Source organism: Klebsiella sp. HMSC25G12, assembly GCF_001807705.1.
In the GTDB taxonomy this organism is placed as follows: domain Bacteria; phylum Pseudomonadota; class Gammaproteobacteria; order Enterobacterales; family Enterobacteriaceae; genus Klebsiella; species Klebsiella variicola.
Genome location: NZ_KV789922.1, coordinates 44,994 through 57,216 on the forward strand (window position 1 = coordinate 44,994; position 12,223 = coordinate 57,216).

12 protein-coding genes are annotated in these 12,223 nt (G+C 56.8%); 9 read left to right on the forward strand and 3 right to left on the reverse strand.

Going from position 1 to position 12,223, the window contains the following annotated elements; genetic code table 11:
• Positions 1 to 37: 37 nt before the first annotated feature.
• Positions 38 to 934: a GntR family transcriptional regulator gene (locus tag HMPREF3096_RS24825; RefSeq protein ID WP_012542124.1), complete on the reverse strand. Its 897-nt coding sequence runs from the start codon at positions 932 to 934 to the stop codon at positions 38 to 40.
• Between the two features lie 192 nt (positions 935 to 1,126).
• Here HMPREF3096_RS24825 and HMPREF3096_RS24830 point away from each other — a divergent pair, with 192 nt between their 5' ends.
• The 7 genes from HMPREF3096_RS24830 to HMPREF3096_RS24860 are packed head-to-tail and all read left to right on the forward strand — an operon-like array spanning position 1,127 to position 7,805.
• Complete coding sequence (locus HMPREF3096_RS24830) at positions 1,127 to 1,939, forward strand: ABC transporter substrate-binding protein (RefSeq protein ID WP_012968501.1); 813 nt, start codon at positions 1,127 to 1,129, stop codon at positions 1,937 to 1,939.
• Between the two features lie 27 nt (positions 1,940 to 1,966).
• Positions 1,967 to 2,692, forward strand: a complete 726-nt coding sequence (locus tag HMPREF3096_RS24835) for an amino acid ABC transporter permease (RefSeq protein WP_023322396.1) — start codon at positions 1,967 to 1,969, stop codon at positions 2,690 to 2,692.
• Entirely contained in the window at positions 2,689 to 3,429 is a 741-nt protein-coding gene (locus HMPREF3096_RS24840) for an amino acid ABC transporter ATP-binding protein (protein ID WP_012968502.1), read from the forward strand. Before HMPREF3096_RS24835 ends, HMPREF3096_RS24840 begins: the two co-directional genes overlap by 4 nt.
• A 13-nt stretch (positions 3,430 to 3,442) precedes the next feature.
• Positions 3,443 to 4,618: a M20 family metallopeptidase gene (locus tag HMPREF3096_RS24845; RefSeq protein ID WP_008807667.1), complete on the forward strand. Its 1,176-nt coding sequence runs from the start codon at positions 3,443 to 3,445 to the stop codon at positions 4,616 to 4,618.
• On the forward strand, positions 4,615 to 5,715 hold the full coding sequence (locus HMPREF3096_RS24850; RefSeq protein ID WP_032730082.1) for a mandelate racemase/muconate lactonizing enzyme family protein: 1,101 nt from the start codon (positions 4,615 to 4,617) through the stop codon (positions 5,713 to 5,715). Before HMPREF3096_RS24845 ends, HMPREF3096_RS24850 begins: the two co-directional genes overlap by 4 nt.
• A complete protein-coding gene (locus HMPREF3096_RS24855) occupies positions 5,702 to 6,871 on the forward strand; it encodes a M24 family metallopeptidase (RefSeq protein WP_016160709.1) in 1,170 nt (389 codons plus the stop codon). The genes HMPREF3096_RS24850 and HMPREF3096_RS24855 overlap by 14 nt, the downstream gene beginning before the upstream one ends.
• A gap of 10 nt (positions 6,872 to 6,881) precedes the next feature.
• On the forward strand, positions 6,882 to 7,805 hold the full coding sequence (locus tag HMPREF3096_RS24860) for a dihydrodipicolinate synthase family protein (RefSeq protein WP_023297410.1): 924 nt from the start codon (positions 6,882 to 6,884) through the stop codon (positions 7,803 to 7,805).
• Here the strand turns inward: HMPREF3096_RS24860 and HMPREF3096_RS24865 are convergent.
• Positions 7,789 to 8,886: a glutamine amidotransferase-related protein gene (locus HMPREF3096_RS24865; protein WP_032730079.1), complete on the reverse strand. Its 1,098-nt coding sequence runs from the start codon at positions 8,884 to 8,886 to the stop codon at positions 7,789 to 7,791. The genes HMPREF3096_RS24860 and HMPREF3096_RS24865 overlap by 17 nt on opposite strands.
• Positions 8,887 to 8,954: 68 nt before the next feature.
• Between HMPREF3096_RS24865 and HMPREF3096_RS24870 the strand changes: the two genes are divergently transcribed.
• Both HMPREF3096_RS24870 and HMPREF3096_RS24880 read left to right on the forward strand, forming a co-directional pair.
• On the forward strand, positions 8,955 to 10,163 hold the full coding sequence (locus tag HMPREF3096_RS24870; RefSeq protein ID WP_023322391.1) for a pyridoxal phosphate-dependent aminotransferase: 1,209 nt from the start codon (positions 8,955 to 8,957) through the stop codon (positions 10,161 to 10,163).
• A gap of 386 nt (positions 10,164 to 10,549) precedes the next feature.
• A complete protein-coding gene (locus HMPREF3096_RS24880; protein WP_022065835.1) occupies positions 10,550 to 11,137 on the forward strand; it encodes a TetR/AcrR family transcriptional regulator in 588 nt (195 codons plus the stop codon).
• Positions 11,138 to 11,163: 26 nt separating this feature from the next.
• Here the strand turns inward: HMPREF3096_RS24880 and HMPREF3096_RS24885 are convergent, their stop codons facing one another.
• Positions 11,164 to 11,940 carry a BPL-N domain-containing protein gene (locus HMPREF3096_RS24885; RefSeq protein WP_008807675.1) on the reverse strand — a complete coding sequence of 259 codons (777 nt, stop codon included), beginning with the start codon at positions 11,938 to 11,940 and terminating at the stop codon, positions 11,164 to 11,166.
• Between the last annotated feature and the right edge of the window lie 283 nt (positions 11,941 to 12,223).

Genomic DNA, 12,223 nt, shown 5'->3' on the forward strand with positions numbered 1-12,223 from the left:
GTATTTTCAGGAGCATTATGTGCAATAGTGATGCCAGTTATACGCGTGGGCTTTTTACATTGACCTGGTCAAACGCGTATTGCAGGTGTTTTCTCATCAACTCTGCCGCCTGTTCCTGTTTGTTCTCTCGCAGGGCATCAATGATGGCAACGTGCTCTTCGCACCACTCTTTTACGCGACGCTTATTGTGATAGCTACCAAATTCCAGCAGGCGGCGCAGCCGGTTTTGCTGCTGAATAGCCTGTAATACAAACAGGTTGCCGCTGGCCTCTGCCAGCAACTCATGAAACGCCGCATCGGTTTCGAAAATCTCTTTGGCCGGGACCTGCGTAATGTCCGGGTGGGTGATGAGTCTCAGATGCCGGGCGCGCAGACGTTTAAGCATCTGCCGGTCAACATGCAGGTTGGGCGTCAGCAACGCCATCGGTTCAATCATCAGGCGAAAACCGTAGCTATTGCGCAGAGCGATATCGGAGTTCAGGGTTTGCAGAAAGCGCCAGCCATGCCCTGCATTGCGGGCAATCAGGCCATCCTCCGATAGCTTCACCAGTGTACGGGTCAGCACGCCGCGATCAACATCATAGCGCTGGCTGATTTCGGTCTGGGTAAAGGATTCCGGCAGGATACCTGCAATGCGGTCATGGACCAGTTGCTCGTACAACTTCTGGTCATTGCTCTTGGACTGCTCAATCTCCAGCTGATCCAGCTCATTACTGCGTTTAAGCAGGAAAAAACCCTGGTTTGGCCGCGCTTCAACCGCCCCCATTCGGGTCAGTTCCTTGAGCCCGGCACGTACCGGCGTACGCGAAACACCCAACGCATCGGCAAGATGTTGCTCACGTAAATGATGACCTGGATCGAATCTTGCTTCAGATATCAGGTCGAGTATTTGCCGGGCTATCCGGCGACTGCTCGCAGTGGAGTCAGGCTGCATGAATTCACGATTCCCTGAAGTGCATTGTTGTGGTCGATATATACAATATCACGAGCAACAAAACGCAGCAAAGTAAAGCAAGGAGTGCACGCTTAACGTGCAATACGCACCAGAATGAGACATTTTTTTCACACGCATAATTGTATTTATTGACTCACTAAATTCAATTTAAACCTTAGCCAGGAGACGACTATGTCCAGCAATTCTTTTCTGTTTCGCCATGTGCGTACTTTGATGTTCGCGCTGACCGCCCTGCCGCTGGTCAGCCATGCGGCGGTGGAAACCATCGCCAAGGGTCAACTGACCTATGGAACGGCAGCGACGTTCATGCCTTTTGAATACGTGAAAGCAGGCAAGCTTACCGGCTTCGATATCGACCTGATCAACGCGCTAAGCAAAGAGATCCAACTGACGCCGGCGCCAATGCCGATGGAATTCAAAGGGCTTATTCCGGCGCTGCAGGGTAAACGTCTGGATATCATCAACTCCGCCATGTACGTCAATCCGACCCGTGCCGAGCAGGTTGACTTCGTACCCTATCTGAAAATCGGCAGCCGCGTGGTGGTCCGCAAAGGTAACCCGGCCAACATCACCGGACGTGACCTGAGCCTCTGCGGCAAAAACATCGCCGTGACGCTCGGCGGGATCGAAGAGAGCCAGGCGCGGGCAGACAATCAGCGCTGCGTGGAGGCCAAAAAACCGGCCATCAACGTCATGACGTTCCCCGCCGCCACCGATTCCGCCGTGGCCGTCGCCCAGGGACGTGCCGATGCCGAGTTCCTCTCCACGCCGGGCACCGTCGCCCTGTTTACCGAAAAAGCCGGCATGTTCGAAGCGGTTGGCGCCGAGTTCGAAGCGAATACTCACATCGCCTTTGCCGTGCGTAAAGGCGATACCGCAACCCAGGCCCTGCTGGAGCAAGGTCTGCAGAGACTCGTCAAAAATGGCACCTACACGCAACTGATTAAGAAGTGGAACTTCCCAGACTCCGTTGCCCTTTTCTAACCCGTTTGCCATTAACCGGAGAACGCTATGTCGATCGATTTAATGTGGCAGTACTTCCTCTCCCCCGAATTTATTCGGGGTGCGTGGATGACGCTACTGATTACCCTCTGCTCACTGTTGTGTGGCGTGGTGCTGGGCCTGGTGTTGGCGCTGTTGCAGGAAGCGCCGTTTCGCGCCGGGAAAGGGCTGGCCTTTTTCTACCTGTGGCTGTTTCGCGGGACGCCGGTGCTGTTCCAGATAATCTTTGTCTACAACGTGCTGCCAGGCTTCGGCTTACGCTTCTCCGCGTTTACCTGTGCAGTGCTGGCCCTTTCGCTCAATGAAGGCGCCTACATGGCGGAAATTCTGCGCTCTGGCCTGCAGGCGGTGAAAAGCGGCCAGCGCACCGCCGGCATGGCGCTGGGGATGACTCACGGCCAGATCATGCGAAAAATCGTTCTGCCTCAGGCCGCACGCATCGTTCTGCCGCCGATGGGTAACCAGATGATCAGCATGCTGAAATCGAGCGCGCTGGTCTCGGTTATCGCCGTTCAGGAACTGCTGCTGGTCGCTAACCAGGCCGCCAGCGCCAGCTTCCGTTACTTCGAAGCGCTTTGCGCTGCGGGCATCTATTACCTGCTGCTCACCAGCCTGTTCATGATCTTCCAGTCGTGGCTGGAAGGCGTGCTGGATCCCAGGCAGCGCCGCAGCAAAAGCCAGAAGCGGCTGACTCGCCTGTTTAAATTACCGAAAACCGTCCGGGAGGAACCATGAGTGAGAAACCGCTGCTGGAGATGATCGGCATTGATAAGACTTTTGGTCGCCAGACCGTACTCAAAAACTGCTCTCTGACCGTGCAACGCGGAGAAACCGTGGTGCTGATTGGCCCGTCCGGCTCGGGAAAATCCACCCTGCTACGCTGCGTCAACATGCTCTCGCCCGCCGACAGCGGCGATGTATTCTTCGCCAGCCAGCACATCAGCCGGGGCGATGTGCCGGCGCACAAACTGCGTCAGCGCATTGGCATGGTGTTCCAGAACTACGAGCTGTTCTCGCACCTGACCGCAGCGGAAAACATCATGCTGGCCCCGATGACGGTGTTGGGAATGAACCGTATTGATGCCCGCAAACTGGCGGACAACCTGCTGGCAAAAGTGCGCATCAACGAACGTGCAGACCATTTTCCGGACGAGCTCTCCGGCGGACAGCAGCAGCGCGTGGCGATTGCCCGGGCGCTGGCGATGAAGCCCGAGCTGATGCTCTACGACGAGCCCACTTCCGCCCTCGACCCGGAGATGATCCGTGAAGTGCTGGAAGTCATGGCGGAGCTTAGCGCAGAAGGCATGACCAGCATGGTGGTGACTCACGAAATGGGCTTCGCCCGTCGGGCCGCTAACAAGATTCTGTTTATGGAAGACGGCGAAATTATCGATCGCGCCAACACCAGCGATTTCTTCGCCGGCCATGTCAGCGACCGCGCGCAGCGCTTCCTGACGCAAATATTACATTAATCACGGAGTTCCTATGTCCAGTTATCAGGTTGACAGCGCTCGTATGAAAAAGGACTTAGCGACGCTGGTTGCCATCAACACGGAGAATCCACCGGGCCATGAGCGCGAAGCCGCCGAATGTCTGGAAGGCTGGCTGCTGACCGCCGGGTTCGATCTCTCCTTTAGCGAATACGCACCGGGGCGGACCAACGTTATCGCCGTCCTGAACAATGGACCGGGGCCGTGTTTCGCCTTTAACACCCACCTTGACACCGTTCCGGCGGGCAGCGGCTGGGCCAGCGATCCCTTCACGCTCACCGAGCGTGACGGACGCCTGTATGGACGCGGCGCCTGCGATGCCAAAGGCCCGCTGGTGGCGATGGTTGAAGCCCTGCGTCTGCTGGCTGCCAACCGTCAGCAGTGGTCCGGCACATTGATGGGGGTGTTCACCGCCGATGAAGAGGTCGCCAGCGAAGGGGCGAAATTCTACGTCCGCGATAATCCACCGGCGATTGATTTCGCGGTGATTGGCGAGCCGACCTCGAATGCCACCTTCTCCGCCCACAAAGGCAGCTTACGTCCTCGCGTGCGGGTTAAAGGCGTCACCGCGCATTCCGGTACGCCGGAGCTGGGGGTTAACGCGATTTACCAGTCAGCGCGCCTGTTAGGGTTGATTGAAGAAGCCCACCACCAGCAGGTGCGTTGCCGCTGCCACGATCTGGTCGGCAACGCCAGCCTGACGGTAACCCGCATCCACGGCGGCCATGCGGACAACGTGGTGCCAGACAGCTGTGAGCTGCTGCTTGACCGTCGCATGGTTCCGGGCGAAGACGAAGAGGTCGTCAAAGCCGAACTGCAGCAACTGCTCGACCACGCATACGCACATGCAGGTGTGGAAGCCGAAATTATCGCCTGGCAGCCCACTACCGGCGGCGCGACGCAAACCGACAGCCGCGAAGCCATTGTCGAGCAAAGCCTTGCTGCCTGTCGCCGTCATGGGCAGAGCGAACCCGGCCCGTTTGGTTTTCAGGGGGGATGTGACCTGGTGCATTTCCGTTCGCTGGGCGCAAAAGGCGTCGTGATTGGCCCCGGTTCGCTGGCCGTGGCTCACAAACCCGATGAATTTGTCCCTGTCGATGAATTTATCGCAGCGGCCTACCTCTATCTCGATATTGCGCTCGCCATGCTGCCGCCGGAGCCCGGTTTATGAAAGCGCAGCTCTTTCGGGGAGATCTGCATTACGCCGATGTGACGCTGCATACCGCTGCCTCTGGTCCGGTGACGGCGCTCGACACGCTCTGGCTGCGTCTGGAAGACCAGGGGGTGACCGGGATTGGCGAAGTGCGGCTCAACATTCGCTACCTGCATGGCTACCGCGAAGAGCAGGTGCTGAACAACCTGCTTCAGATACTTCGCCGCTGGGACTGGCGCCAGGCGCCCGCCGCGCGACTCGCCGCGCTAGATGACGAAGACTGCACGCTCCTGCCGCCATCGCGCATGGTGCTGGATATGGCCTTGCACGACCTGCTGGCGCGTCAGCAAGGGGTAAGCGTTGCCGCCTGGCTGGGGGCGCGGGATGGCCTGCCTGCGTGGCACACCAACCAGACCCTGTTCTGGGGCAGCGAGAGACAGATGCTGGAGCAGGCGCAACGCTATGTCGTTCGCGGTTTCACCCAGCTGAAGTTGCGCACAGGCGTGGCGGATTTCGCTACCGACCTGGCCCGTCTGCAACGGCTGCGCCAGCGGTTCGGCCAGCAGATTTCGCTGGCGATTGACGTGAACGGCCAGTGGTCTCTGGCGCAGGCTCACGCGGCATTCCCGTCTCTGCGCGAGCTGAAGCTCAGCTACATTGAACAGCCGTTAAGCCCGGCAAACAACAGCCAGCTTGCGGAGCTGTATGCCTACGGCATCCCGATCATGCTCGACGAAAGCCTCAACAGTGACGCCGCCATCACCCGGCTGATCGCCGCCAAAGGTGCGCTGTGGGGGCATCTCAAACTGGTGAAACTGGGTGGCCTTGCGCCGACGCTGGCCGCCGCCAACCGGCTGCGACTCGCCGACGTGCCATTCATGATTGGCCAGATGAATGAAGGCCATGCTGCCACCGCCGCCGCGCTCCAGCTGTGTCGTGTTGTGCAACCGGCATTTGCCGAGCTGTATGGCGCCGATGGCTTAACAGATGATCCCGTCAGCGGGCTGGAATACCGCAATGGCCTGGTCACCGTCAATGACTCACCCGGTCTGGGCGTGCAGTTTAATGCCGCGCAGGCCCACTTACTCCAGGAGTTTACTCATGCAAGATGTTAACAATGTGATTCAGGGCAGTGAGTCCGCCTTTAGCGCTGATGAATATGCGCAACGCATTCGACGCACCCGCGAACGCTTAAGCCGCGCGGGCGTGGACGTCATGATCGTTACCGGCCCGGAAAACATTTTCTGGCTCACCGGTCAGCAAACACCGGGCTATTACACCTTCCAGGCGCTGTTGCTGCCGGTAGAAGGGGATCCGGTGTTTGTGATTCGCCAGCTCGAATACTTTAACTTTATCGCCAACACCTTTATTTCTGACGCCGCCATCTACCAGGATGGCGATAACCCGGTGGATTTCCTGGTGGGCATGCTGCAACAGCGCGGCTGGCTCCACAAACGGATTGGGCTGGACAAACGCGGTTGGTTCCTGCCGGTTGCCGTGTATGAAGCCCTGCAGGCCAGGCTCGGCACCATTGCCGATACCGCGGGCGTCATCGAGCCGCTGCGCGCCGTGAAATCGGCGGCGGAGGTGGAAAAAATCGCCATCGCAGCGCGCTATGTGGACGCGGGCATGCGCGCGGGCATGGCGGCGATTCGCAGCGGCGCAGACGAAAACGCGCTGGTCTCGGCGATGATGGGGGCCGCCATTGCCGCCGGTTCCGAGTATGTCGGCATGGAACCGCTGGTCTCGACCGGCCCACGCAGCGGCGTGCCGCATGGCACATGGCGTCGTCGGGTGATGCAGGATAACGACCCGGTATTTCTGGAAATGTCAGCGGCTCACGACCGCTACCACGCCGCGATGATGCGCTCCGCCTGGCTGGGGCGGCCGCCCGCTATCGCCATCGAAATGGAAAAAGTGTGTCAGGAAGCCCTGCAGGCCTCTCTTGATGCCATTCGTCCAGGCGCCACCTGCGAAGCGCCGCACCTGGCCTGCCAGAAGGTGATTGATCGCGCCGGGTTCACCGAAAACTTCAAAAAACGCACCGGTTACTCCATCGGTATCGCCTTTGCGCCGGACTGGGGCGAAGGCGGCATTCTCAGTCTGTATCGTGGCGTCACCACTGAGCTGCAGCCAGGAATGACCTTCCACATTCCACCGGCTCTGCGGATCTACGGTCAATTTACCGTCGGCGTCAGTGAAACCGTGGTGGTGACCGAAACCGGATATCGTCAGCTGGGTTCCCTGGCTCGCCCTCTCACACTGCTGTAAGGAAAGAAAAATGAAAGATATCAATGAATGCCGTGAACGCCTGCGCGGTATTTTCAACATCACCGTCACCCCGTTCACCGCCAGCGGCGCGATCGACTTTCCGGCGTTACGTGAAAATATTGAACGCGTGATTGGTCTGGGTTATGACGGTCTGCTGATTGGCGGCACCTACGGTGAATTCCCGGTGATGACCGTCGAAGAACGCCGTGAGCTGTTTCATCAAGTCATGGCCTGTGTGGATGACCGCGTGGCGGTCATGCTGTGCAGCGCCAGCGCCGACCCGCGCGATGCCCGCGAGCTGACGCTGCTGGCAAGCGAGCTGGGCGGCCTGCCGATGGTGACCGCGCCCTTTGTTAGCGAAATCACTGACCAACAGATCGTCAGCTACTTCAAAGAGATGGCTCCCTTATCCAAAACCGGCATCCTGGTGTACAACGCGCCGGGCATCGGCATCACCCTCTCCCCGGCGCTGCTGGAACAACTGGCAGAGATCCCCAACGTGGTCGGCATCAAACAGGGCGATCTCAACCCCACCGCCATCGACCAGATTGCCAACCGTCTGCGTGGGCGTCTGCGCCTGTTCTGTGCTTCCGATCTGGCCTTCCTCGGGCCAATGATGGCCGGGTTTGACGGCATCAGCACCACCAACAGCGGCGCGCTGCCGGAGCTGATTATCAATACCTTCCGGGCCGTGGAACAGGGCGATGCCGCCACGGCCCGCGATCTGCATCAGCTGTGGTACGCGTATCGCGCGCTGGCGCGCAAACATGGTCAGCCGCAGCTGGTGAAAGCGGCGATGGCGCTGCGCGGTTTTAACGGCGGCACCGTACGCGCACCGTTAAAACCGATCGACGACGCGGCGCTGGCGGAGCTGACTCACGTCATGTCGGCGCTTGCCAGCGACAGCCGTAGCGGCGTTACGCTGGCGCGTTAAGCGCCGCCCGTAAAAAGGCGACGAACAGCGGATGGGGCGCATCCGGGCGGGACATCAGTTCCGGGTGCCCCTGCACACCATGCCAGAACGGCAGTTCCGGCTGGGAGATGGCCTCCACGATATCGTCCGTTTGCGCACTGACGCTGACCCCGCTGCGATCCAGCGCCGGTAATAAGTCGGTGTTAAAGCAGTAGCGATGGTTGTAGTGCATTTCGCGGATATCACCGGGGATCAACCCGAAGGAAAAAGGGAATACGCCGCAGCGATGACGGCCATCAACAAAGGGAACAAAGCTGTGCAGAGCCTCATCCGGAGCCACTTCGGCGGGAATGGCTGATTCGCAACCCGGACGTCGGCGCACGACTGCGGTCATCATGCTCTGCATTCCCAGGCATAACCCCAGCGTGGGCTGTCCGCGGGCAAGCGTATCTTCCGCCACGCAGATTTGTCCCTTGACGGCGGCCATCGAGGAACCGCCTGGCAACACGACGCCCTGGACGTCGTGGAGGTCGTGTAACCCAGGGGACAGACTGACCGGCGCGAAGAAATGGACCTCCAGGTTCAGCCCCAGCGACGCCGCGGCATCACCCAGTGAGCCAAGCGTGGCGGGGTAGACCAGACGGTGGTCTGACTCACGGCCAATCAGTGCGATGCGCAAGGACGTCCCGGCAGAGGATGGCTCCCCGGCATCCCAGCGACCATAGCGATCGGCGGTGAGGTCTAACACCGTATGTTGCCCGTCGCTGAGCGTCAGGCGCTGGTTGCGGTCATCGCTGAACAGCCGTTGGCCCGGCAGGTCGGCGATAAGCGCTGCCTGCGAGGACGCCAGCACAATGACAGCATCTGACTCAGGCAGGCTGGCGATATCGCGCACCTCTTCACGCAGCGTATCGCTGCGCCAGAGGCCGCTGGTCACGCAGTACCCGGCACGAATGACGTGCTGATGGCTGTCGGGAACATCGCCGGCGAAGTCGGGGCGAAGGCTCCAGAGAGGCAGTCCAAGACGATTAGCCCACAGGCTGGCGGTAATACCGTAGCGAGCGGGCGCAGAGGTGTTATCGAGAATAAAGATCGGTGACACGGCGAGTTTCCTGCTGAGGTTGGGGACCTAATTGTATTAATTGAATCATTAGATACAAAAGAGGATTTATGAATAACAGTCAAATCGCCCGTCGTATGCAATCTGTACGCCCTTCACCGACAGCGGTCATTTCTGACCAGGTACGGGCACTGGAAGCCGCAGGCAAGCCGGTTATCAACCTGGGCGAAGGAGAACTGGATTTTGCTACCCCGGCCCATATCAGCTATGCGGGCATTGAAGCGATCGTGCATCATCAGACTAAGTATACCGCCGTTTCCGGCACCGCCGCGTTAAAGGAGGCCATTGCCGCCAAGTTCGCTCGCGACAATCAGTTGCATTACCGTCCGCAAGAGATCATCGCAGGCAGTGGCGCCAAGCAGCTTATTTTCAATGCTTTTCTGGCCACCCTCGACGCCGGGCAGCAGGTCATCATTCCCGCCCCCTACTGGGTCTCGTATCCGGATATGGTCTCTCTGGCCGATGGCGAACCGGTGATTGTGCCCTGTGATGAACAAAACGGCTGGAAGCTGACGCCGGAACAACTGGCCGCCGCCCTCACCCCATCAACGCGCTGGCTGATCCTCAACTCGCCGGGCAACCCGACGGGGGCGATTTACAGCGAGCAGGAACTGCGTGCCCTGGCTGCGGTGCTGGCGGATTACCCACAGGTGCTGGTGATGGCCGACGATATTTACGAGCCGCTGCGCTATGACAATATCCCTTTTACCACTTTTGCCCAGGCCGCCCCGCAGATGGTTTCACGTACCCTGACGGTAAACGGTGTGTCCAAAAGCCACGCCATGACCGGCTGGCGTCTGGGCTATGCGGGAGGGCCGCAATGGCTGATTGCCGCCATGCAGATCCTGCAATCACAAAGCACCTCCAACCCCAGCAGTATTTCGCAGGCTGCGGCGGTCGCAGCGCTTAACCACTCAGCCAATTTCTTCGACGGCTGGCTCAACGTGTTAGATAAACGCCGCCAGCAGGTGCTGGGAATGATTGCCGCCACCGATGGCCTGAGCGCCACCGCTCCCCAGGGGGCATTCTATGTGTTTGCTAACTGCCAGGCGCTCATGGGCCGGATGACCCCTGGCGGCGAAATCCTTCGCAACGACAGCGCGCTGGCGAACTGGCTATTAGAACAAACCCAGGTGGCCGTTTTACACGGCTCCGCGTTTGGAATGCCGGGGTATTTGCGTATTGCGTATGCGATAGAAGATGGCCTGCTAACCCAAGCCTGCCAGCGGATAGCGGGCGCCTGCGCGCAATTGCGTTAAAAGCGTGTGGTGGCGCAGCGGCTACCCACGCGGCGGCAAACCACGCTCGGTCTGAAAAATGCCGTGCTTATCGCCTACCTTGCCGATAAGCACGTTGTCATCATGATAGCTCACCGGGTAATAGCGACGTTCTCTTTCCCGGTTTTCCACTCCACCGTTGCGGCCACTACCGCACGCGGCAGGAATAGCATCCTGCGCATAGCTAATAATAAAGCAACCTCCCTGCAGCTGAATTTATACCAGACCCACAAAATAGATTTTCGTTATTTTGTTAATGCTATAAAAAACACAATGCTAACAGCTATCCCCGAATGTTGAACACGTGCAAGGTTTCAGAAATTATGATATAGTTCGCGCTTTAATGGATAGTGATTAAGGTTGAAATATTGAAAACGGCCAATTTTTCTGAGTTGATAAAAATAGCTGCGCTACAACTGTTCAGAGAAAAAGGGTTTAGCAATGTCTCAACCCGTGATTTGACGCAGAAAATGAATATTTCCAGAAGCCATATCTATCACTATTATCGAGACTGGGAAACGCTCAAGAAATCCACTATTCAGTATATGTTTGAAAATGACATACAAGAATGTCATGCGTTTTTAAACGCGTCAGAAAAAATGAGCGCTAGTGAAAGAGTAAACCTCTATATCAGAACGCTGTTACCCGATGCACCTTCGGCACACTGGCTGCTCTACCTTGAACTATGGCCAATGGCAGCACGCGATGCGGATTATGCTAAATTAGTGCACGATCACTCCCTGCAATGGATCACTATTCTTGAAGGCATCATTAGCGTAGGGATGCAGGAAGGCGAGTTCCTTGCGGAAAACGCCGCTACCTCAGCCAGACAAATAAACACATTAATTGATGGGTATTCCAGCTTGCTGATCCTCGATTATTCAGAAGACAGACGCAGCATTTTTCTTAATGAAATATCTGAGCTTGCCTTTAAAATACTTAAAAAAGATTTCTGAGTGGGTGAAGCAAGGTAGCGTATCAGTTAACCCTTTTTTATATTGAGATAACTTAAAATACGCTGCATTTTACTTTCTGCCGTCGTATTCCCTGGCGCAGCGCTGTCTATCCAGGTCTCATCGGCTTCAGGATGCGGACCTGACAGGATGATGTTTCCCTTACCATACCGGTACTTACCAATGGCGATATCTCCATTCTTGTAGTAAGCGATCGGCTGGAATCCAGTACTTGAGATACTACTGTTGAGATAAGGCCCATCCTGGTAGTAAAAAGGCTCTTGTTTATTATTCCATGTCAGTTGCAGGGTATAATCGCCTTCATCAACGGCCTGCGAACCGGGTCTCCCCACCTCTGATTCTAAAGGCGCATCAATAAGCCCTATCCAGTCTTTGTCGGCAAGATAGGCTCCCATACAAAGACCAAGAAAGGATTTGCCACTTTTCACAAAATTGCGGATAGCCTCTGCCCCTTCATCACCCAGGGCTTGATAAGAGCCGGGTATATCCTGACCGCCGCCAGGTTGAATATAGAGATCGAATTTTTTCAGTGTTTGCGCATTTAATTTCAGCTTTTCTTTTTCGCCAACATAAGAGATGTGCAGAGGCAGGCCTGTCGCGACCAGCGATTTTACCACCATTTCAGAACAGCCTGGGCACCCGGCCTCCCCGCGATAAACGGCGACATTATAACTCTCTGATTGCGAGGACTTTGCCTGCACCGATGCGGTGAAAAAGGCGAAAGAAAAGGCAACCGTTAGTATTTTTGCTTTTTTAAGTCTGGTGCCCTGGAAAAAAATTTTCATGTCAGTAGATCCCCTGGTTATGTAGTGTCATGGTTAATCACAGCGTATCACTTTCGGATCCCGCAGATGATGACGATAAATTAGAGCACTTGCTCAAATTTATCGTCAACCTCAAATTTGTCAAGCCATTTAAGTTAAAATAAATAATGTCTTTCCACACTGAAAGATAAAGGTGACAATATTTTATAAACATCCTCCAATGAAACACCCTCATACCCTTCGCTTTCTCAATAACATTAAATACCGAAGAGAGGGGCTTTGTTGAATAAATCGAACTTTTGCT